The organism is Yoonia vestfoldensis DSM 16212 (genome assembly GCF_000382265.1).
GTDB classification, from domain to species: Bacteria; Pseudomonadota; Alphaproteobacteria; order Rhodobacterales; family Rhodobacteraceae; genus Yoonia; species Yoonia vestfoldensis.
In genome coordinates, this window is record NZ_KB907978.1 from 120,637 (window position 1) to 140,352 (window position 19,716).

At 62.8% G+C, this 19,716-nt stretch carries 24 protein-coding genes; 4 read left to right on the forward strand and 20 right to left on the reverse strand.

Going from position 1 to position 19,716, the window contains the following annotated elements; translation table 11 throughout:
- Positions 1-12 precede the first annotated feature (12 nt).
- Complete coding sequence (gene pdeM, locus H147_RS0107655; RefSeq protein WP_026352350.1) at positions 13-657, forward strand: ligase-associated DNA damage response endonuclease PdeM; 645 nt, start codon at positions 13-15, stop codon at positions 655-657.
- 86 nt (positions 658-743) lie between these two features.
- Here the strand turns inward: pdeM and folD are convergent, their stop codons facing one another.
- From folD to ybgC, 13 genes are all read right to left on the reverse strand, one after another.
- Positions 744-1,637, reverse strand: coding sequence for a bifunctional methylenetetrahydrofolate dehydrogenase/methenyltetrahydrofolate cyclohydrolase FolD (folD, locus tag H147_RS0107660; protein ID WP_019954770.1), 894 nt, complete (start codon positions 1,635-1,637; stop codon positions 744-746).
- Entirely contained in the window at positions 1,634-1,951 is a 318-nt protein-coding gene (locus H147_RS0107665; protein ID WP_026352351.1) for a chorismate mutase, read from the reverse strand. The genes folD and H147_RS0107665 overlap by 4 nt, the downstream gene beginning before the upstream one ends.
- A 73-nt stretch (positions 1,952-2,024) precedes the next feature.
- Positions 2,025-3,701, reverse strand: coding sequence for a formate--tetrahydrofolate ligase (locus tag H147_RS0107670; RefSeq protein WP_019954772.1), 1,677 nt, complete (start codon positions 3,699-3,701; stop codon positions 2,025-2,027).
- 46 nt (positions 3,702-3,747) lie between these two features.
- On the reverse strand, positions 3,748-4,326 hold the full coding sequence (locus H147_RS0107675) for an MOSC domain-containing protein (RefSeq protein WP_026352352.1): 579 nt from the start codon (positions 4,324-4,326) through the stop codon (positions 3,748-3,750).
- A 153-nt stretch (positions 4,327-4,479) separates the two neighbouring features.
- Complete coding sequence (ftsH, locus tag H147_RS0107680) at positions 4,480-6,393, reverse strand: ATP-dependent zinc metalloprotease FtsH (RefSeq protein ID WP_026352353.1); 1,914 nt, start codon at positions 6,391-6,393, stop codon at positions 4,480-4,482.
- A 108-nt stretch (positions 6,394-6,501) separates the two neighbouring features.
- Positions 6,502-7,704 (reverse strand): tRNA lysidine(34) synthetase TilS, encoded by a 1,203-nt coding sequence (gene tilS, locus H147_RS0107685; protein ID WP_019954775.1) that lies wholly within the window; start codon positions 7,702-7,704, stop codon positions 6,502-6,504.
- Positions 7,695-8,516, reverse strand: a complete 822-nt coding sequence (ybgF, locus tag H147_RS0107690; RefSeq protein WP_019954776.1) for a tol-pal system protein YbgF — start codon at positions 8,514-8,516, stop codon at positions 7,695-7,697. The genes tilS and ybgF overlap by 10 nt, the downstream gene beginning before the upstream one ends.
- Positions 8,517-8,532: 16 nt before the next feature.
- A complete protein-coding gene (gene pal, locus H147_RS0107695) occupies positions 8,533-9,066 on the reverse strand; it encodes a peptidoglycan-associated lipoprotein Pal (RefSeq protein WP_019954777.1) in 534 nt (177 codons plus the stop codon).
- Between the two features lie 78 nt (positions 9,067-9,144).
- Positions 9,145-10,458, reverse strand: coding sequence for a Tol-Pal system beta propeller repeat protein TolB (tolB, locus tag H147_RS0107700; RefSeq protein ID WP_019954778.1), 1,314 nt, complete (start codon positions 10,456-10,458; stop codon positions 9,145-9,147).
- Positions 10,459-10,563: 105 nt separating this feature from the next.
- Positions 10,564-11,691 (reverse strand): cell envelope integrity protein TolA, encoded by a 1,128-nt coding sequence (gene tolA, locus H147_RS0107705; protein WP_019954779.1) that lies wholly within the window; start codon positions 11,689-11,691, stop codon positions 10,564-10,566.
- Between the two features lies 1 nt (position 11,692).
- Positions 11,693-12,169 (reverse strand): ExbD/TolR family protein, encoded by a 477-nt coding sequence (locus H147_RS0107710; protein WP_019954780.1) that lies wholly within the window; start codon positions 12,167-12,169, stop codon positions 11,693-11,695.
- Position 12,170: 1 nt separating this feature from the next.
- Positions 12,171-12,845, reverse strand: coding sequence for a protein TolQ (gene tolQ / locus H147_RS0107715; RefSeq protein WP_026352355.1), 675 nt, complete (start codon positions 12,843-12,845; stop codon positions 12,171-12,173).
- A 111-nt stretch (positions 12,846-12,956) separates the two neighbouring features.
- Positions 12,957-13,388, reverse strand: coding sequence for a tol-pal system-associated acyl-CoA thioesterase (gene ybgC, locus H147_RS0107720; protein ID WP_019954782.1), 432 nt, complete (start codon positions 13,386-13,388; stop codon positions 12,957-12,959).
- 203 nt (positions 13,389-13,591) lie between these two features.
- Between ybgC and H147_RS0107725 the strand changes: the two genes are divergently transcribed.
- Positions 13,592-13,912, forward strand: coding sequence for a hypothetical protein (locus H147_RS0107725; protein WP_019954783.1), 321 nt, complete (start codon positions 13,592-13,594; stop codon positions 13,910-13,912).
- Positions 13,913-13,918: 6 nt separating this feature from the next.
- Entirely contained in the window at positions 13,919-14,173 is a 255-nt protein-coding gene (locus tag H147_RS0107730; RefSeq protein ID WP_019954784.1) for a hypothetical protein, read from the forward strand.
- Positions 14,174-14,314: 141 nt separating this feature from the next.
- On the opposite strand, the gene H147_RS0107735 is transcribed toward H147_RS0107730, so the two are convergent.
- The 4 genes from H147_RS0107735 to ruvC are packed head-to-tail and all read right to left on the reverse strand — an operon-like array spanning position 14,315 to position 17,120.
- Positions 14,315-14,932, reverse strand: a complete 618-nt coding sequence (locus H147_RS0107735) for a hypothetical protein (RefSeq protein WP_019954785.1) — start codon at positions 14,930-14,932, stop codon at positions 14,315-14,317.
- Positions 14,933-15,952, reverse strand: coding sequence for a Holliday junction branch migration DNA helicase RuvB (ruvB, locus tag H147_RS0107740; RefSeq protein ID WP_019954786.1), 1,020 nt, complete (start codon positions 15,950-15,952; stop codon positions 14,933-14,935).
- Between the two features lie 8 nt (positions 15,953-15,960).
- Positions 15,961-16,617 (reverse strand): Holliday junction branch migration protein RuvA, encoded by a 657-nt coding sequence (ruvA, locus tag H147_RS0107745; protein ID WP_019954787.1) that lies wholly within the window; start codon positions 16,615-16,617, stop codon positions 15,961-15,963.
- Positions 16,614-17,120 (reverse strand): crossover junction endodeoxyribonuclease RuvC, encoded by a 507-nt coding sequence (gene ruvC, locus H147_RS0107750; protein ID WP_026352357.1) that lies wholly within the window; start codon positions 17,118-17,120, stop codon positions 16,614-16,616. The genes ruvA and ruvC overlap by 4 nt, the downstream gene beginning before the upstream one ends.
- Before the next feature lie 277 nt (positions 17,121-17,397).
- Between ruvC and H147_RS0107755 the strand changes: the two genes are divergently transcribed.
- Positions 17,398-17,613 carry a DUF1127 domain-containing protein gene (locus tag H147_RS0107755; protein WP_019954789.1) on the forward strand — a complete coding sequence of 72 codons (216 nt, stop codon included), beginning with the start codon at positions 17,398-17,400 and terminating at the stop codon, positions 17,611-17,613.
- Between the two features lie 63 nt (positions 17,614-17,676).
- Here the strand turns inward: H147_RS0107755 and H147_RS0107760 are convergent, their stop codons facing one another.
- The 3 genes from H147_RS0107760 to msrA all read right to left on the reverse strand — a co-directional run bounded on the left by H147_RS0107760 (position 17,677) and on the right by msrA (position 19,702).
- Complete coding sequence (locus H147_RS0107760; RefSeq protein ID WP_019954790.1) at positions 17,677-18,021, reverse strand: hypothetical protein; 345 nt, start codon at positions 18,019-18,021, stop codon at positions 17,677-17,679.
- A gap of 99 nt (positions 18,022-18,120) precedes the next feature.
- Complete coding sequence (locus H147_RS0107765) at positions 18,121-18,999, reverse strand: 50S ribosomal protein L11 methyltransferase (protein ID WP_043699560.1); 879 nt, start codon at positions 18,997-18,999, stop codon at positions 18,121-18,123.
- 52 nt (positions 19,000-19,051) lie between these two features.
- Positions 19,052-19,702, reverse strand: a complete 651-nt coding sequence (msrA, locus tag H147_RS0107770; RefSeq protein WP_019954792.1) for a peptide-methionine (S)-S-oxide reductase MsrA — start codon at positions 19,700-19,702, stop codon at positions 19,052-19,054.
- Positions 19,703-19,716 lie beyond the last annotated feature (14 nt).

Sequence of the window (19,716 nt, forward strand, 5' to 3'; positions counted from 1 at the left end):
AAAGAACATTGCATGAACAGCCATTCCTTCTCCTTTTGCGGCACGCGATGCCAAGCGCTGCCTTCCGGCGCTCTATGGCTACCCGATGATGCAATGCTCTGCGTGTCCGACCTGCATCTGGGTAAATCCGACCGGATCGCGCGCCGCAGCGGCGTGATGCTGCCGCCCTACGAGGTGCAGGAAACGCTGGACAGACTCGCCTCCGACATTGCCGCGACGGACCCGCGGCAGGTGATCTGCCTTGGCGACAGTTTCGACGATCTGGCCGCAGCCGACAGCCTCGGCGATGACATGCGCCTCCGGCTGACCAGCCTGCAGGCAGGCCGCAAATGGGTCTGGATCGAAGGCAACCACGACCCCGGCCCCGTCGATCTGGGCGGCACCCATCTGGCACAGCTGCAGGTGGGCGCGCTGACCTTCCGCCATATCGCGACCAGCGCCACCGCCGAGGTGTCAGGCCATTACCACCCCAAGCACCGGCTGGCTGGCCGCAGCCGCCCCGCCTTCGTCGTCGATGCCACACGCATCATCATGCCCGCCTATGGCGCCTATACCGGCGGACTTGATTGCATGTCGCCCGTGATCCGCCAGCTGGTCGGCCCGCGCGCCTTGGCGATCCTGACAGGGCACAAGGCGCTGGCCGTACCATTGGCGTGACCTTCATCATCTTCCGAGCGCGTCAATTCGCGCAAGCGCGATTTGACGTGATCCCCGCCAGAGGCTCCGTCTGCGCAGCAGGCGGATCAGACGGTCAGCCCCTCGGGCTCCGCCAGCCCATTGGCGCGACAACAGGCGGTCACGGTAGTGGCCAGCAGGCAGGCAATCGTCATCGGCCCGACCCCGCCCGGCACCGGCGTGATCGCGCCTGCCACGGCAGCGCAGCTGTCATAATCCACATCCCCCACCAACCGCGTGCCGCCATCATCGGTGGCGATCCGGTTGATGCCCACGTCGATCACCGTCGCCCCTGGCTTGATCCAATCGCCCTGCACCAAGCGCGCGCGGCCAACGGCGGCCACGACGATATCCGCCTGCCGGACCATCGCGGGCAGGTCAGCCGTGCGGCTATGCGCGATGGTGACGGTGCAGCTGTCGCCCAGCAACAACTGCGCCATTGGCTTGCCCACGATATTGGACCGCCCGATCACCACCGCATGTTTGCCCGCCAAAGACCCGTGATGATCGCGGAGCAGCATCAGGCAACCCAAAGGCGTGCACGGCACCATCGCTTTCTGCCCCGTCCCCAAAAGCCCCACGTTCGAGATATGGAACCCGTCCACATCCTTGGCCGGATCGATGCTGTTGATCACCAGATCGCTGTTCAGATGCCCGGGCAGCGGCAGCTGCACAAGGATGCCATGCACCGCCGGATCGGCGTTCAGTTCCGCAATCAGCGCCAGCAGATCGGCCTCTGACGTAGTGTCAGGCAGGCGATGCTCGAAACTGTGCATCCCCACCTCGACCGTCATCTTGCCCTTGTTGCGGACATAGACCTGACTAGCAGGATCCTCGCCCACCAGCACAACGGCTAACCCCGGCACAATGCCGTGATCCTTTTTCAAACCCGCCACGTGACCCGCGATGGTCACCCGCAGCTTGGCCGCAAAGGCCTTGCCGTCCAGAACTTGAGCCGTCATCGGATATCTTTCCTGTCGCTGTCCGGCCCAAGCCGGGTTTCCTCGCGCGCGATCGACCAGTCGATCAACTGCCGCCAAAGCGCCTCGACCAGATCAGGCGACAGGCCCTGTGCCTTTGCATGACCGCGCACATTCGCCACCACCTCTTCCACGCGGGGGGTGATGCGGGCGGGCAGACCTGCCACAGCCTTGATCGCCGCCGCGCGGTCGATATAGGCAGCGCGTTCGGCCAGTGTCCGCACGAGCTCGGCGTCGATCCGGTCGATCTCGTGCCGGATGTCGGCCATATCGTTGCAATCCTGCGGTGTCTTCACGTCCGGTCCTCTTTGCCTCGGCCCGCTTGCCGGATACGCCGTGGACGACCCGATGACAACAGGACAAGCCGCCTCAGAACAACCCTTCGATCTGGCCATCGTCATTGAGCATGATCGATTCAGCTGCAGGCACGCTGGGCAAGCCCGGCATCGTCATGATCTCGCCGCAGATGGCGACGATGAAACCGGCCCCCGCACTTAGCCGGACCTCGCGCACGGGAATGGTGAACCCCGTAGGCGCGCCGCGCCTTTCGGGATCGGTGGTAAAGCTGTATTGCGTCTTGGCCATGCAGACGGGCAGATGGCCGTATCCCTGATCTTCCCATTGCCGCAGCTGGTCACGGATCCTGTCATCAGCCACAACGCCATCCGCGCGATAGATCTTTTGCGCGATGGTCTGCATCTTGTCGAACAGCGGCAGGTCATCGGGATAGGTCGGCGCGAAACTGGCCCCGCCCGCATCCGCGATCTCGGCCACGCGGGTGGCAAGGTCGATGATCCCCGCCGACCCCTGCGCCCAGTGTTTACACAGGATCGCCTCCGCCCCTTGGGACGCGACATAGGCTTTCACAGCCTCAACCTCGGCCTCTGTATCGGTGACGAAATGGTTGATCGCAACGACCACCGGCACACCAAAGGATGTCACATTGGCGATATGGCGGCCAAGGTTGGCGCAGCCCGCCTGCACTGCGGCGACATTCTCGGCCCCCAGATCGGCCTTGGGGACACCGCCGTTCATCTTCATCGCGCGCACTGTGGCCACGACGACAACGCAGGATGGCGCGATGCCCGCCTTGCGGCATTTGATGTTCATGAATTTCTCAGCACCCAGGTCGGCCCCGAACCCCGCCTCGGTCACGACGTAATCCGCAAGCTTCAGCGCGGTCGTCGTCGCCGTCACCGAATTGCAGCCATGCGCGATATTGGCGAATGGCCCGCCATGCACAAAGGCGGGGTTGTTTTCCAGCGTCTGCACCAGGTTGGGCTGTAGCGCATCCTTGAGCAGCACCGTCATCGCGCCATCCGCCTTGAGGTCACGGCAGGTCACAGGCGTCTTGTCGCGACGGTAGGCCACGATGATATCGCCCAGCCGCTGTTGCAGATCGGCCAGGTTGCGGGCCAGACAGAGGATCGCCATCACCTCGGACGCGACTGTGATGTCGAACCCCGTCTCGCGCGGGAAACCGTTGCGCACGCCGCCCAGCGATACGGTTATCTGGCGCAGGGCGCGGTCGTTCATATCCATGACACGCCGCCAGACGACACGGCGGATGTCGATATCAAGACTGTTGCCCCAATAGACATGGTTGTCGATCATCGCGGCCAGCAGGTTATGCGCGGATGTGATGGCGTGGAAATCGCCGGTGAAATGCAGGTTCATATCCTCCATCGGGATCACCTGCGCATAGCCACCGCCTGCCGCCCCACCCTTCATGCCAAAGCATGGGCCGAGCGACGCCTCGCGGATACAGACCACCGCCTTTTTGCCGATCGCATTCAGCCCGTCACCCAGACCCACGGTCGTCGTCGTCTTGCCTTCGCCTGCGAGCGTGGGGTTGATCGCGGTGACAAGGATCAGCTTGCCATCAGGGCGGTCCTGCACGGCGTCGATCAGGCGCTGGCTGACCTTGGCCTTGTCATGGCCGTAAGGCACCAGATCGGCGCTTTCGATCCCCAGCTTTGCGCCGATTTCCTGAATGGGGCGCTTGGTCGCGGCGCGGGCGATCTCGATGTCGGATGTGACGGCCATGTGATCTTTCCTGTGCTGACCCTGTCGATGGTCCAAAGCGATAACTTCAGGGATTCCAGCCGCGCTGGCCGGGCACATGCAACGTCACGGTGTCCCCCACCCGCACATGGCCTTCGCGTTCGACCCATGCGGTCACGCCGCGCCTGTCCTTGGCCGCCGCCTTGAACCGGTCGCCCGCCCCCGGATGGTCGGCGTTGATCGCCTTGGCAGGCAGATGGCAAGGCTGGTTTTCCATGTCGACGACAATCACCGATCCGTCCGGAAACTGCAGGCGCGACGACGGCGGCAGATGCGTGAAATCGGGAATGCCGCGCACCACCAGCGACGCACCCGCATAGGCCGGATCAAGATCGCCCAGCCCGCAAGCGGCGGCGATCTGCGCCAATTCTTCTGCGGACATGACGCAGAGCTGGCGCACGTTGCGGATTTCGGTGCCGCGTGGATGCTGGCTGATCACGCGCGAACAGGACGGGCGGGTCAGGCCACCATGCGCCTCGCCGGGGATACCCGCATAGGTCAGTTCCGCCTCCCGCACAGCAACGGATGTCAGGGCGACATCACGGTCCGGCACAAGACCCAGCCAGACAACTTCGCCGATGATCTCTGTCTTCTTCAACGCGGGCATGGCCGATCTCCTGATGCTGCGCAACATTGGCCGCGCGCGGCGCAAAAAGACAACCCATCTTCCGAGAAAAAATATCCCCGCCGGAGGCATCCGGCCCCGCAGGGGCCGGAGCAGCAATGCAAAACGCCGCCCCGTGGGGCGGCGTTTGGTGTGTCAGACCGAAGGTTCTGGTTCCAGCCCGCCGTCAGGCGCGCGCGGCTTTTTCGGCTTGGTCTTGGGGATCGCCGTCACCGACGACCCGGCAGACGGCGGGGTGCCGCCTTTGTCGTCCGTCGCATGTGGCAGTTCACCCGCCATGACGCGCTTGATCTCATCGCCGGTCAGGGTCTCGTATTCGAGCAAGCCCTGTGCCAGCCGTTCGAACTCTTCCTTCTTTTCGGTGATGACCTTGTAGGCCAGGTCATAACCGTCCTGAATGAACCTGCGGACTTCTTCCTCGATCATGACCTTGGTATCGGCCGATACCGAGAGACCAGCGGTGTTGCCCTGATAGCCTTCATGCGCTTCGGCATAATCGATGTTGCCGATCTTGTCGGACATCCCCCAGCGCAGCACCATCGCGCGGGCCAGCTGGCTGGCCTGCTGGATGTCACCGGCAGGGCCGTTGCTGACGGAATCGGGGCCGTATTTGATGATCTCGGCCGCCTTGCCCGCCATCGTCATCGCAAGACGCTGGTGGCATTCGTCCTTGAACATGTTCAGACGGTCCATTTCCGGCAGGCTCATCACCATGCCCAGCGCACCGCCGCGCGGAATGATTGTCGCCTTGTAGACAGGGTCGCATTTCGGCAGCTTGATGCCCACGATCGCGTGGCCCGCCTCGTGATAGGCGGTCATTTCCTTTTGCTCGGCTGTCATCACCATCGACCGGCGTTCAGCACCCATCATCACCTTGTCCTTGGCCGATTCGAAATCGATCATGGTGACGAACCGCCGACCGACACGCGCGGCCATCAACGCGGCCTCGTTCACGAGGTTCGCCAGATCCGCGCCGGAAAACCCGGGCGAGCCGCGCGCGATGATCCGCAGATCGACATCAGGGCCCAAGGGAACCTTGCGCGCATGCACGCCAAGGATCTTTTCGCGGCCCTTGATGTCGGGATTCGGAACCGTGACCTGACGGTCGAAACGACCCGGACGCAGCAAGGCAGGGTCAAGCACGTCGCGCCGGTTGGTGGCGGCGACGATGATGACGCCTTCGTTGGCCTCGAACCCGTCCATTTCGACCAGAAGCTGGTTCAGCGTCTGTTCGCGTTCGTCGTTGCCACCGCCCATGCCGACACCACGGGCGCGGCCAACGGCGTCGATTTCGTCGATGAAGACAATGCAAGGAGCGTTCTTTTTCGCCTGCTCGAACATGTCGCGCACACGGGATGCGCCGACACCGACGAACATTTCCACAAAGTCAGAGCCCGAGATCGTGAAGAACGGCACGCCTGCCTCGCCCGCGATGGCGCGCGCAAGCAGCGTCTTACCGGTGCCCGGAGGGCCGACAAGCAGCGCGCCTTTGGGGATCTTGCCGCCAAGACGGCTGAACTTTTGCGGGTTGCGCAGGAATTCGACGATCTCTTCCAGTTCTTCCTTGGCCTCGTCGATGCCCGCGACATCATCAAACGTCACGCGGCCCGATTTCTCGGTCAAGAGCTTGGCTTTGGATTTGCCGAACCCCATCGCCCCGCCTTTGCCGCCGCCCTGCATCCGGTTCATGAAATAGACCCAGACACCGATCAGCAAAAGGAACGGCAGCAAGCTGACAAGGAACGACTGGAACACCGATGTTTCCTGGCTGCGGGCCTCGAACGGGACATTGGCGCCGATCAGCAGATTGGTGATTTCCGCATCCGATGGCGCGATGGTCGTATAGTTCCGCCCGCCTTCGGAATAGCGCACCCTTTCGCCGTCGATCACGGCATCGGTCACGCGGCCGGATTGGACGGCTTCAACGAAGGTGGAAAAGCTGCGCGCATCGCCGCCGGTCGTGCTGGCGGGGCTGCTGAACAGGTTGAATAAGGCCAGGACCATCAAGAACATGACGACCCAAAAGACCATGTTGCGTGCGTTACCCAAGGGGGACTCCTATCACATCGTCAAACAGGCGACAGACTCGTGCCTGTGTGGTTATCATTAGAATAGGGACAAACCGCCGATCTTCAATGCGCAAAGCCGTGCGCAGCGCTATTCCGCGACAATCTGCGCTGACCAACCTGCGCCAAAACCAGCCAAAGGCGCGGAAATCAGCGCATCGGCGCGCCAGACTGCGGGGGTTGCCTGCAATGACCGGCGCGGCAGCCCAGTGTCCCGCGAGTCGGGGCAGAGATCGATCCCCGCCCCCAGCGCGCCCAAGGCAAGGTCGGGCGCATGCGGTCCCGACAGGCGCCAGCGCCCGTCCCAAATCGCATCCGTGGGCAAAATCAAGTCTGCAACAGCCTTCGGTTCGCGGCTGACGCGCAGCACAGGACCTTCAAAGCTCAGCAGGCAACCGCCCAGCGTCGTCCCTTGCCCATCCAGCAAGGTCCGCATCAGGCGGAGCTGTTCGTCACGGCGCGGCGCAGCGAGATGCCGGTTGACCTGCCCCATCGCAGCCAGCACCAGACGGCGCGCCTGTTCCTGCGACAGGGCCTGCAGCGGCAGCGTGATCAGCACGTCACCGTGCTGGTGCAGCAGGTAGGCGCGCGACAGATCGCCGGTCTGACGGTCAAGCGCCGCCGCTGCCGCACCCATGTTCTGCGCAACCTGCCCCAAGGCCTGCGGCGTCAGCCCAAGATCAGCCAGAGCGCCTGCGGCCTGCCTGATCCTGATCCGCTCGTAGCGCGGGTCGTCGTTGGAAGGGTCGTCGCACCAGAGATGCCCCCGCGCGGTCAGATGGGCGCGCAGCGCGTCCCGTGTCACGTCCAACAGCGGGCGGTGAAAACGCAGACCATCGCGCGCGGTGACGGGGGCCATGCCAGCCAAGCCGTCCACCCCCGCACCACGCACCAGCGCCATGATGATTGTTTCCGCCTGATCGTCTGCGGTATGGCCAAGCGCAATGTCCGCAATCCCCTGTGCCCGCGCCCAGTTGCCCAGCAACCCGTACCGCGCCTTGCGCGCTTGATCCTGAAGGTTTCCGCGCCGGTCCCAGCCGGTCCAGCGCAAGGTCTGGTGTGGCAGCCCGTAGCCTGCGCAGATATCCGCCACCATCGCGCATTCGTCGGCAGACGACGCCCGCAGCCCATGATCGACCGACGCGACGCTGATCCGACCGCCGATCGCAGCGGCCAGATGCAGCAGAGCAATCGAATCGCCGCCCCCCGACACCGCAAGCCCGACCGGGGTGCCGCCTTGCAAAAGCGCAACGAATCCGGGGGCGCATTGCGGTTGGTGGCGCTTTACTGACATCCCAGATTTTGCATCGCCAGGCGGGCGTCATTGACAGCGGGGTCATTCGGGAAACGCACGTTTACCTCGGCCAGTGTCAGGCAGGCATCCTGCGTCTGGCCGATCGCCCCAAGGGACGCACCAAGCCGGAACAGCGATTGGGGCGCACGCTGGCCTGCCGGATCGGCTGAAAAGGATTCCAGAAACGCGCGCGCGGCGCTGGTGTTCTCGCCCAATCCTTCCAGCGCCTGACCGCGGATGAACGCGGCTTCGGGCGCTAGCGGGCTTCCCGGATAGGTCGTGGCAAAGGTCGATAGCTGATCCACGGCGCCGCGAAAGTCACCCGAGGCGAGCGCCTCCTGCGCCCGCCGGATGTCGTCCTGTTCACCGATTGCGACGGCAGGGCCGCCTGTCACAGGCGGAGGGTTGGCGACAGGCACACCTGCCGAATTGTCGACACCACCCAGCGACGGCGTGTCGCCAAGGTTCGCGATGTCGCAATTGGGTTCCAGTTCGCACAGCCGGAATTCCAGATCGCCGATGCGGTTCGTGCCGTCCACCGTGATACGATTGACCCGGAATTCCAGCTCTTCCGCTTTTGAGGTAAGGCGCTGCAATTCCGCCTCGATTGCATTCAGCCGATCAAGCGGGGTCGCCCCGGCAACACCGCTCGACAGCCCGCCCGTGGTGGACAATTCAGTGCGCAGGCGCTGCACGTCGATGTAAAGCGCCGTCAATTGCTGGCGGATGTCCGCCAGCGTCTGATCCTGCGCAAAAGCGGGCAAAGGGGCCGCAAGAACGGCACAAACAGCAAGAATTCGGTGCAGCATCATCGGCCCCCGGTCTGGATCAGCTTGTCAGCGCCGAAAAGGACAAGACCGTCACAGCCCTGCGGTTCTGGGAATAGCAGGCCTCGTTCGAGCAAACCTCGATCGGGCGTTCCTTGCCATAGCTCGTCACTTCAAGACGGGACGACGGCACGCCGCGCGACACAAGATATTCGCGCACCGCATTGGCGCGGCGGAAACCCAGGGCGAGGTTGTATTCGCGCGTGCCCTGTTCATCGGCATGGCCTTCGATGACGGCGCGGTAATCGGCATTGGTCAGCAGCCATTGCGCCTGCCCGTCAAGGATGGTGCGGCCTTCGGGGCTGATCGTCGACTGATCGACCGCAAAGAGGACACGGTCACCGATTGTCTGATTGAAGAACATCGGGCTGCGCGGGTCGCTGGCGGACCCTGCCATCCCGGCGTTGGCACCAAAGCCATCCGCGCCTGCCCCCCCGGCACCGCCGACGCCACCTGCGCCAAACCGGTTCGGGTTGGTACAGGCCGCGGTTGCCAGCACCAAAAGCAAAACTGTCGCCTTTGTCATCATCTTCATGGGGTGATCCTGTTTATCTGCTCATTTTCATCAGTATAGCATGGTGCCAGCGGTCTGGAAACGGGTCGTGCCGTCCGGTCACGGCTGCAATGGCCCCCAGGACGCGTCCGAGGCTGCGCTCTGGATCGGGACTGCCCGCAGGTTACGGCCGGAAATATCAACCGAGTAAAGCGCGCTTGCCCCATCCGCACCCTGCGTTTCGCGAGTGAACATGATGACGCGGCCATTGGGCGACCAGGTCGGCCCTTCGTCTAGGAAAGACGAGGTCAGCAAACGCTCTTCCGATCCGTCGGTGCGCATCACGCCGATATGGAACCGCCCCGCATTCTGCTTGGTAAAGGCCACCAGATCGCCGCGCGGCGACCAGACGGGCGTGCTGTAACGGCCTTCGCCAAAGGAAATCCGGCGCGCGTCGCCACCCGAGGATGACATGATGTAAAGCTGCTGGGTCCCGGAACGGTCGCTTTCGAACACGATCTGCGACCCGTCGGGCGACAGGCTTGGCGCGGTGTCGATCGAGGGTGTGGCGGTCAGGCGCACATGCTGGCCGGTGTCCAGATCGGTGCGGTAGATATCGGTCGTCCCGCCGTTGGACAGGCTATAGATCACCTGCCGCCCGTCGCGCGAAAACCGCGGGCTGAACGACATCTCGCCGGGGGCTGTGGCGATCTGACGGCGGCCGACATTGGCCACATCCAGCAGGTTGATGCGCGGAAAACCGGACTCAAAGCTGGTATAAAGCACCTGATCGCCACGCGGCGAGAACCGAGGCGCCAGCACGATATTGCTGCTGTCGGTCAGGAACTGCACATTGGCGCCATCGTAATCCATGATCGCAAGCCGTTTCAGGCGGTTATCCTTAGGGCCGCTTTCGGCAACAAAAACCACGCGGCTGTCGAAATAACCGCCTTCGCCGGTGATCCGGCTATAGACGGCATCGGACACTTTGTGGCCCATGCGCCGCCAGCCTGCGGTCGTGCCGGCGAATTGCAGACCGCTGCCCAGTTCCTGCCCCGAGAAGATATCGAACAGGCGGAATTTCACATTGACCTGATCGCCGTTGACACTGACCGCGCCCACAACCAACGCCTGCGCATTCACCGCGCGCCAATCGGCAAAGGCAACCGGCTGCACGAAGGAATTGACCTGAGAGATAAAGGCGTTCGCGGGCACTTCGCGAAACAGGCCGGTGCCAGATAGGTTCTGCGCGACAAGGCGCGTCAGATCGGACGCAAGCTGTCCGGCCTGCGGATTTTCAGCCTCGAATGTCGGAACCGCAAAGGTGATCGGCTCGATCACACCATCCGTGATCGTCAGTCGCAACGGGCCACCCTGCGCAAGCGCCGGTCCCGCGAGCATCAGCGCGATCAGCAACGTCAAAAGTCTTTTCATCTTCTCTGCCTCTTTCGCTGCCAGGCATCCCGCCCGGTAAGCATCTTTTCTGCGTCGTAGTGGGGCATATACACGTCGCGCCGCCCGCCTGCACCTGTCTTTCACTTACCTTGATCGCATACCGCTGGGGTCGAATGTAATCACAACTTCGCGCCACTGGTCATATTTGTCAGCAGGTAGCTGATATCCGCCACGTTGACAGCGCAGGATCGCGCGGCGCGCCGCGTCGAATGCAATATTGATCGCAGATTGGTCACCGCTAGACGATAGCAAACGCACTTCGTTGTTCACGACTGTTCCGTCGCGGTTCAGTTCAAAGCCCACGGCGACAGTGACAAGCGAGGCCATAGAGCCGGGATCCACGTTCCAACAACTATTCACCGCAAGGCGGAAACTCTCTTGCTCGGCCCCGGTCATAGGCGGGCCGGCCTGCACGGCAGGGGCGGAACTGCTTGCGACAGCGGCGGCAAGCGCGTCGGCGACCGCATCGCTAGTGTCGGGGACAGGTGCGGGTGTCGGCGCGGGGTCCGGCGTGGGGTCTGCGGTCGTTGTTTCTTGTTCGGGCGCGGGCGGCGCGGGGCGCGCTGGACGCGCGACAGGACGGATCGAGGTTTCGACCGCGCCGCGCGGACGTTCATCCGCGATGACAATCTCGGTCGCGGTCTGTTCCGGTGCCGTGGCCTCTTGTTCCGGCACGGCGACCTCGGCGGGCGCGGTGTCATCCGGCACGACAGCCTCGCGCGCGATGTCGGAAACCTCCGCGTCGGGCGGCGGCGGCGCGGTCGGGGTCGACGCGATCCGGTTCGCGGGGGCCTGCGTCGGGTCATCGCTTGGCGGCAGGTCGGGCGCGGGCACAGGCTCGGCAGGGGGCACCGGCGCCACTGGCGCTGCATCTGTCACGTCGGCAGGCGGAATTTCAGGCGCGGGCGGCGGCGGTGTCTCGACAACGGGTGGCGCAACGGGTTCTGGCGGCGGCGCAGGCTCTGGCGGGGTTTCGGCAACAGGAGGCGCTGGCGTTTCCTCGATGACAGGCTGCACGGGCGCGGTGGGCGGCGCGTCGCCGGGGTCGGGCGTGCGGGCCGCCATCATCTGTTCGAATTCCTCGCCAGACATGATGGACACATCCATGACTTCCATGGGCAGCGGCTGCGATTGCATCCCCCACCCAAGCAGGAGCCAGCCGATCAAACCAACATGGCCGACCGCAGAGATATACGTGCCAGGCGTCTGCATCTTATCCGTCGGAACCGTCGAAGGTCGGGCCGCCGATATCCGTCACGAGGCCGATGTCGGAAAATCCGCCCGCATTCAGCGCGCCCATCACCTCGGCCACGCGGTTCCACGCGTTGGACCCATCGGCGCGCAGGAAGATCTTGTTGCTGGTACGTTCCGCCGCGATGGCGCGCAGGCGCGTGACAAGTTCAGCAGGCGGCACTTCGGTTTCCTGGATCATCACGACGCCCTGGGCGGTGATTGTCACAGTGAGCGGCTCCTCTTCGTCACCGGGCAAGGCGGTAGCGGCGGTTTGTGGCAATTCCACCGGGACACCGACGACCGACAAAGGGGCCGCCACCATGAAGATGATCAGCAGAACAAGCATGATGTCGACGAAGGGGGTGACGTTGATTTCCGACATCGGCAGCGCACGGCGCGACCTGCGGCGGCCCCTGCCGCCACCGCTGTCCACTGTCTTTATGGCACCCGCGCTCATCTCAGCTATCCAGTTGCCGGCTCAGGATGGTGGCGAATTCATCGGCGAAAGCCTCGTATCCTGCCACGATCCGGTCACTGTCGGCCGACAGTTTGTTGTAATAGATGACGGCCGGAATAGCCGCCAACAGGCCAAGGCCCGTCGCCAGCAACGCCTCGGCAATGCCGGGTGCAACCACGGCAAGATTGGTATTCTGCGCCTCTGCGATCTCGATGAAGGCGTTCATGATGCCCCAGACGGTGCCGAACAGCCCGACGAAAGGGGCCGTCGATCCGACCGTCGCAAGAACCGCCAGACTTTTTTGCAGCCGTCCGGATTCCTTGGCGATTGCGACATCCATCGACCTGTCGATGCGTGCGGTCGCCCCCGCGATCAGGCCACCATCCTGCCTGTGCGACCTGCGCCATTCGAGCATCCCCGCCGCGAAGATCTTTTCGGAGGCGCCGTCAGGGTCAGGGCCGATCTGGTCGAACAATTGATCCAGTGGTTCCCCCGACCAGAAGGCGCGGTCGAATATGTCCGCCTCGGTCCTGGCGCGGCGATACTGGATGGTCTTGTCGATGATGATCGCCCAGCACCAGATCGATGCGAAGACCAGCATGATCATCACCAGTTTTACGATGATCGTGGCGCGCGCGAACAACGCCCACATTGTGAATTCGTGTGCTACTTCCATGTGCCTGCTCTGCCTGACGGCCCTGTTCGGGCTCAATTGCACCCATCATTAGCGCAAAGCATAAGCTAAATCCAACCAAACCAGCATCACAAAGCCGAATTGCGCGTGATTTTAGCGCCCGGCTTGGCGGATCGCCGCCGGTAGACGCACGACGGTGCCGTCGCTGGTCATGCAGATGATGGTCACGACGGCAGAAAACAGCACCATATCCCCGCGTTTGACGTCCTGCTGCATCACAAGACGCGCGCCTGACCCCGGCAGCATCACGGTTTCGACATGCAGCACATCGTCATAGCGGGCGGGCGACAGATAGTCCGCCTCGACCCTGCGGACAGCGAAAACCTGCCCTTCGGCCTTCATTCGCGTCTGGTCGATGCCAAGCTCGCGTACCCATTCGCTGCGCGCGCGTTCGATGAATTTCAGGTAATTGGCGTAATAGACGATCCCCGCCAGATCGGTGTCCTCGTAATAGACGCGCAGGTCAAACCTGTGCGTAGCGACAGCGCGGGTGGCCGTTTGGGGTTGATCGTGAATTGGGGTCATTCAGTGGCTTTTCTGTCAAATCGCGGCATCGACGGAACAAGCACTTTGTGCGGTTGGTTACTGCCGTCTCACGAAATTGTTTACAGCGGAAATCTTGGCTGGACAACGCCGCACTGGCCGGCACTTATATATCCAATGGAAATTTCCATTGGATATACTGATGGCGCGCCCATCGACCCGTCACCACCAGGAAAGGATATCAAATGAACTATCGCAGCTTGGGAGCAGTGTTCTTCCTTGGCGCCGCGACCGCTGTCCCGGCCATCGCCAACACCACGCCGTCCGACATCGTCGGGACATGGCAGACTGAGGCCGCAGCACAGCCCACCCCCGACGGCGGCACGGCCTATCTGCGCATGACCACAACCTTCAGCGAGGAAAAGCAGGAACTGCTTGTCGCCGTTTATACCGATGAAGAACTCCGGACGCAGATCTTCGAATACGCCTCCGGCGGCCCATGGGAACAGCAGGGAAATGTCGAGGAACCCGCGGGTGCCCTGGCCATCAATCTTGTCAACGACTAGTCGCTGGTGACGATCTTTGTGGATGTGCCCGATCTTTGGGGGGCCGTCGGTCTTGCAGAATATCCTCTTGTGATCGGCGAGGCTGTCGACTTCACCGATTGCGTCAACGGACCACCCTTTGGCGTGACAAGCTGTGCCGATCTTGACATCGTCATGGTGGATCAGGACGCCCAGCGCCTGCGCTACGGCGGCGGCGGCGTGGATCGCTGCGTCGAGAGACCGACAGAAATGTCAGCCGACGCCTTTCTTCCCGTGGAGTGATCCGGCGGTATGACGCTAGACCGACAAGCCCGCAGGGGACCGCATGATCGAAGAGTGTGGAAACTGCGGGCATGTCCCCGACGTTGCCAAGGCTGAAGCGACCCAACACCCGGTCGCGATAGAGAACTGATCATCTCTGCGTCAGGCAGGCCTTTGAACACGGGCGGCAAGCCGCAGCGCATGGGCGGGATCGCGCGCCGCAACCGGCATCACCGGATCATAAGCCGCGCGGATCACATCCGCCACCTCTGGCCGCAGCACGGCCTTGCCGTCGATCAGCGCCAGTGGCGGGGTGTCGGTGAACGCCAGGTCGGACCAGAGCACGATCACCTGCACAGCCTGTGACAAGGCGAGCGTATCGGCAGGCACCTGTTCCAGATGCGCGTCCAGCCGCAGAAAGACAAAGGCAGCCTTGATCCCGCCCGCATCATCGAACCGGAAAATCCGGTATTGGTTGGCCTCTGCCTGCTGCAACCGGGCAACCAGCGGCGCAAGGTCGGGCACCAGCCGGTCCAGATGCGGCACCTCGGTCAATTCCGCCCAGTCGCGGCAGAAAAACACCATCAGGTTTGCACCCAGTTCGGTATCGACCTCATCCATCTTGTGATTGGCCAGCACGACCACCGCCTCGATCGCGCCTTTGAACACCGCAAGCGTCGCATCATCGACACCAAAGACCACCGGCACGATGGGCCGCCCCCAGCGGGCAAACACGTAGGCGCCGTCAGAGCGGGTGAAATAGGGGGCAAGGTCCGTCATCTATCCAAACAAATCCGATTGCGGTCGTGGCGCGTCCAACCCCAGATGGGTCCAAGCCGCCTGCGCCAGCATCCGCCCGCGCGGGGTGCGCTGGATCAGGCCTTTTTGCAGCAAGTATGGCTCGATCACATCCTCCAGACTGTCGCGGCTTTCGGATAGGGCGGCGGACAGTGTTTCGATGCCCACAGGCCCGCCGGCATAGCTTTCCGCTATCAGCCGCAGATAGCGGCGGTCGGCCTGATCCAGCCCCAGATCATCGACGCCCAGCCGGTTCAGCGCCATATCGGCGATTTCCTGCGTGACGGTGCCATCGCCTTCGACGATCGCGAAATCGACGACGCGACGCAGCAACCGCCCCGCGATCCGCGGCGTGCCCCGCGCACGGCGGGCGATCTCGCGCGCGCCCTCATCCGCGGCGGGCGCACCCAGCAGGCGGGCGGCACGTGTGACGATCAGGTGCAATTCGTCCTGCGTGTAGAATTCCAGCCGTGTCGGAATGCCGAAACGGTCACGGAGCGGCGTGGTCAGCAGGCCCATGCGGGTGGTCGCACCGACCAAGGTGAAAGGCTGGAGTTCGATCCGCACGGTGCGCGCGGCAGGGCCTTCGCCGATCACCAGATCCAGCGCGAAATCTTCGAGCGCGGGATAGAGCACCTCTTCCACCGCAGGGTTAAGCCGGTGGATTTCGTCGATGAACAGCACATCGCGCGCTTCGAGATTGGTCAGGATCGCGGCCAGATCGCCCGCCTTGGCCAGCACCGGACCCGATGTCATGCGAAAGCCAACACCCAATTCGCGCGCCATGATCTGCGCCAGTGTGGTCTTGCCCAGACCGGGGGGACCATGGAACAGCGTGTGATCCATCGCCTCGCCCCGACGACGTGCGCTTTCGATGAACACCTTGAGGTTCGCGCGCGCCTCGCGCTGGCCGATGAATTCGTCCAAGGTCTGCGGCCGCAGGGCGCGGTCGGCATCCTCGGGCTGGCGTTCAGGGCGCAGGGTGGGGTCGGGCTGGGTCATCCGCCCATCTAGCCTTTCGGCGCCAGCAGCTTCAAGGCGGCGCGGATCAGCGCAGAGGCATCCGCCTGCGGATCTGCGCCCAGCGCCTGCGCCACAGCACTTGCCGCATCACCCGGCGCATAGCCAAGGTTCGCCAGTGCCGACATCGCATCGGCCTGCGCAGTGCTGGCGGGTTGCGGGGTGGCGCGCGGTGCGGCGGCGGGGTCGGCCTCTATCACGTCATCGCCAGTTGCGGCGGTCAGGCCCGCACCAAGCGCCATCACACCGGGGGCCTTGTCTTTCAGCTCGATGATCACGCGCTGCGCGGTTTTCGGCCCCACGCCCTTGGCCTTGGCCACGGCGTTCCAGTCACCCAGCGCAATCGCGCGGCTGACGCCATCCGCCCCCAGCGCGCCAAGGATCGCCAGCGAGGCTTTCGCCCCAATCCCCTGCACTGACATCAACAGGCGGTGCCATTCCTTTTCCACCAGCGTCGTGAAACCGAAAAGCTGCATCAGGTCTTCACGCACCAGCAGGTCAGTATAAAGCGCCACAGCTTCGCCGTTGCGCGGCAGGCCGGCCATCACGCGGTCAGACACATAGACCAGATAGCCTACCCCGCGCACGTCGATCAGCACGTGGTCGGTGCTGCGATATTCCAGCCGTCCGGCAATTTTCCCGATCATGCGCTGGCCTTTGCGAGCGCTGCGTTCAACCGATTGGCCGATTGCAGGTGATGGGCATGGCAGATCGCGATGGCGAGCGCATCGGCGGCATCCGGCCCCGCCAGTTTCACACCGGGCAATTGCAGTTTGACCATATGCGCGATCTGCACCTTGTCGGCATGACCCACACCGACCACGGCCTTTTTCACCGCATTGGGCGCATATTCCCCGATGATCAGCCCCGCCTGCGCCGTGACCAAAAGCGCGATCCCCCGCGCCTGCCCCAGTTTCAGCGTGCCGACACCGTCCTTGTTGACGAAGGTCTGTTCGACCGCAGCCTCGGTCGGTCCATGCAGCGCGATCATGGCGGCAAGCTGGTCATGCAAGGATAACAGGCGCATGGCCAGATCATTCCCCGTCGAATGGGCGATCCCGTTGGCAACATGCGTGATCCGCGACCCGGCCACATCGATCAGTCCCCAGCCCATGTTCCGCAGGCCCGGATCTATCCCCAATACACGCATTGCTCGCCCCGTTGTTCTTTGTTGCAGAAACGCTAGCACAAAAGGCGAACAAAGACCAAGCGGCTTTGCGGGTGCACCGCCAGCGGGCGGCGCTTTGCGCGCTGAAAGCGACATCGCGAAGCCCAATGATTAAAGGAGTGTTACGAAAGTATTGCACAAATATTAGTCATTCTGAAAACGCATATGACCCATGCAAAAACAGCTCTGGTGCGGCGCGGGAAAGGCTCATAAGTGCGGCCTATCAGTTTTTCGCTGCACAGCAGCACAGATAAGGATCATGGCCATGGCCACTTTTGCAACCAACCGCACCACCGCCGGCATGTCTGCCGGTCGAATGACAAGTTTTTTCGTTTCCGCCATCGCCGCGATCGCTGCATGGAATGATGCGCGGATCACCCGCAACGCGTTGTCCAAGCTGTCCGCGCGCGAACTGGACGACATCGGCCTTTGCATCGGCGATATCGACAGCATCGCAACACGCGGCGCACGCTAAGTCACACGTATCAAAATATGAAAGCCGCGCTGGAAACAGTGCGGCTTTTTCTTTTGGGATGGGTCAGTTCAGATCGTCGGACAGAAAGCCCGCGATGATCATGGTCGCCGGGTCGATCTGCATGACCCAAGCGCCTGCGCGGTCCATCACACTGCCCTGCGCGAGGCTGGCAACGCGTTCGCCATAAGCAACCTCTCCCACACTGGCCAGAAACAGTCCTTTGAACAGGAAGCCCACAACCACAAGCAGTATCATTCCGCGCAACGGGAACCGGGGACGATACACACGCGGCTTGACCACGATCAAACCGTCAGAGGTCACCGTCTTGACACCACCTTTGGAAAGCCGCTCGTGCTTGCGCACAATCTGCTTCAAACGCTTGTCAAAAGGAACGTTGGCCTGCGCCATGGATGAACCACCCGATAAATGAACAACTTTAACAACACCAAGATCGCTAAAAAGGGCGTCCCGGACAAGCTTTTTATGACGTCACTGCACTTAAGATAGTCATTTCGGCGGCATCCTGCGCACGATCAGGGTCGTCCAATCACCAATCTGTGATATTTTGCACAGATCAAACCCGTTTTGGGCATAAACCGTGACGACCTCTGCGGCCTGTTCGTTCAGAATACCAGAGAGAATCAGATAGCCGCCCGGTTGTGTGTGACGGCTGATTTCCGGTGCAAGGTTAACCAGCGGACCTTTCAGAATATTTGCGAAAATCAGATCGAAGGCACCGTCCATGCGCGGATCGTCATTGTTGAAACCCGCAGCCACGACGCAATCGACCTTCCCGTTCAGGTTGTTTGCAACCACGTTTGCGCGGGCCACGTCGATCGCAACAGGGTCGATGTCGCTGGCCAGAACCGGCCCGCCCAGCACCTTGGCCGCCGCCATTGCCAGCACCGCCGTGCCGCAGCCAAGGTCAAGGATGCGCCCGCTGGTAAAGCCCATCTCCAGCACCTCCTCGAAGGCCAGCAGACAGCCCAGCGTCGTGCCGTGATGGCCGGTGCCAAAGGCCATCGCTGCCTCGATCAGCAGGGGGACGCTGCCGTCGGGCACCTTGTCGGCATCATGCGATCCGTAGACGAAAAAACGCCCCGCTGGGACAGGTGCCAGATCGCGCTGTACCTTGGAGACCCAGTCCTGATCGGGCACTTCGGAGATCGTGAATGGCTTGGCGCCATGCAGCGCCGCAAGCACGGCGAGCACGCCCGCATCGGGACGATCCGTAACATAGGCCGCGACCTCCCACAGGCCCGACCCGTCCTCGATCTCGAACACGCCGGTCCCGATCGGTTCGGGGTCCAGCTGTTCAAGCGCTTCGCACAGCGCATAGGCCGCGTCTTCGCCGGGCATGGTGGTCAGGGCAGTATAGGTCGTCATCGCCATCGCTTTCAAAAAGGATGGTGCGGCTTAGGTCCGCATCACGCCATCGTCAAGCGCCGACACCGATGGGACAAGTCACCCCCGTGCCGCCAATCCCGCAATAACCGTTCGGGTTCTTGGCCAGATATTGCTGGTGATAATCCTCGGCGAAATAGAAGGTGGGGGCATCCACGATCTCGGTCGTGATGGCACCATAGCCTGCCTGCGTCAGACGCGGAGCGAACGCGTCGCGCGACGCCTCGGCCGCCTGCTTTTGTGCGGCGTTGAACGTATAGATGCCGGACCGGTATTGCGTGCCACGGTCATTGCCCTGCCGCATGCCTTGGGTCGGGTCGTGACCTTCCCAGAACACCTGCAACAACTGGTCATAGCTGATCACGGTGGGGTCATAGACCACGCGCACCACTTCGTTATGGCCGGTCTTGCCGGTGCAGACCTCTTCATAGGTGGCGTTGGGGGTATAGCCGCCCGCGTAGCCGACCATGGTCGATTGCACGCCGTCCAGTTTCCAGAACATGCGTTCTACGCCCCAGAAACAGCCCATGCCGAAAATCGCGACCTCCATCCCCGCGGGGACATCCGCGCTGATCGGCGTGCCGTAGACAAAATGCGTCGCGGCGGTCGTGATCGGGTGCGCGCGCCCCGGCAGGGCGGCATCGGGCGAGATCATTTCGGATTTGGCGCTTTTCATGAAAAACATAGCGGACTCCTGTG

What these genes read in the sequence shown, in the direction of transcription:
- pdeM (WP_026352350.1), top strand. Translation starts at nt 13, where the DNA reads ATGAACAGCCATTCCTTCTCCTTTTGCGGCACGCGATGCCAAGCGCTG.
- folD (WP_019954770.1), bottom strand. Translation starts at nt 1,637, where the DNA reads ATGACGGCTCAAGTTCTGGACGGCAAGGCCTTTGCGGCCAAGCTGCGG.
- H147_RS0107670 (WP_019954772.1), bottom strand. Translation starts at nt 3,701, where the DNA reads ATGGCCGTCACATCCGACATCGAGATCGCCCGCGCCGCGACCAAGCGC.
- H147_RS0107675 (WP_026352352.1), bottom strand. Translation starts at nt 4,326, where the DNA reads ATGCCCGCGTTGAAGAAGACAGAGATCATCGGCGAAGTTGTCTGGCTG.
- tilS (WP_019954775.1), bottom strand. Translation starts at nt 7,704, where the DNA reads ATGTCAGTAAAGCGCCACCAACCGCAATGCGCCCCCGGATTCGTTGCG.
- ybgF (WP_019954776.1), bottom strand. Translation starts at nt 8,516, where the DNA reads ATGATGCTGCACCGAATTCTTGCTGTTTGTGCCGTTCTTGCGGCCCCT.
- pal (WP_019954777.1), bottom strand. Translation starts at nt 9,066, where the DNA reads ATGAAGATGATGACAAAGGCGACAGTTTTGCTTTTGGTGCTGGCAACC.
- tolB (WP_019954778.1), bottom strand. Translation starts at nt 10,458, where the DNA reads ATGAAAAGACTTTTGACGTTGCTGATCGCGCTGATGCTCGCGGGACCG.
- tolA (WP_019954779.1), bottom strand. Translation starts at nt 11,691, where the DNA reads ATGCAGACGCCTGGCACGTATATCTCTGCGGTCGGCCATGTTGGTTTG.
- H147_RS0107710 (WP_019954780.1), bottom strand. Translation starts at nt 12,169, where the DNA reads ATGAGCGCGGGTGCCATAAAGACAGTGGACAGCGGTGGCGGCAGGGGC.
- tolQ (WP_026352355.1), bottom strand. Translation starts at nt 12,845, where the DNA reads ATGGAAGTAGCACACGAATTCACAATGTGGGCGTTGTTCGCGCGCGCC.
- ybgC (WP_019954782.1), bottom strand. Translation starts at nt 13,388, where the DNA reads ATGACCCCAATTCACGATCAACCCCAAACGGCCACCCGCGCTGTCGCT.
- H147_RS0107725 (WP_019954783.1), top strand. Translation starts at nt 13,592, where the DNA reads ATGAACTATCGCAGCTTGGGAGCAGTGTTCTTCCTTGGCGCCGCGACC.
- H147_RS0107735 (WP_019954785.1), bottom strand. Translation starts at nt 14,932, where the DNA reads ATGACGGACCTTGCCCCCTATTTCACCCGCTCTGACGGCGCCTACGTG.
- ruvB (WP_019954786.1), bottom strand. Translation starts at nt 15,952, where the DNA reads ATGACCCAGCCCGACCCCACCCTGCGCCCTGAACGCCAGCCCGAGGAT.
- ruvA (WP_019954787.1), bottom strand. Translation starts at nt 16,617, where the DNA reads ATGATCGGGAAAATTGCCGGACGGCTGGAATATCGCAGCACCGACCAC.
- ruvC (WP_026352357.1), bottom strand. Translation starts at nt 17,120, where the DNA reads ATGCGTGTATTGGGGATAGATCCGGGCCTGCGGAACATGGGCTGGGGA.
- H147_RS0107755 (WP_019954789.1), top strand. Translation starts at nt 17,398, where the DNA reads ATGGCCATGGCCACTTTTGCAACCAACCGCACCACCGCCGGCATGTCT.
- H147_RS0107760 (WP_019954790.1), bottom strand. Translation starts at nt 18,021, where the DNA reads ATGGCGCAGGCCAACGTTCCTTTTGACAAGCGTTTGAAGCAGATTGTG.
- H147_RS0107765 (WP_043699560.1), bottom strand. Translation starts at nt 18,999, where the DNA reads ATGACGACCTATACTGCCCTGACCACCATGCCCGGCGAAGACGCGGCC.
- msrA (WP_019954792.1), bottom strand. Translation starts at nt 19,702, where the DNA reads ATGTTTTTCATGAAAAGCGCCAAATCCGAAATGATCTCGCCCGATGCC.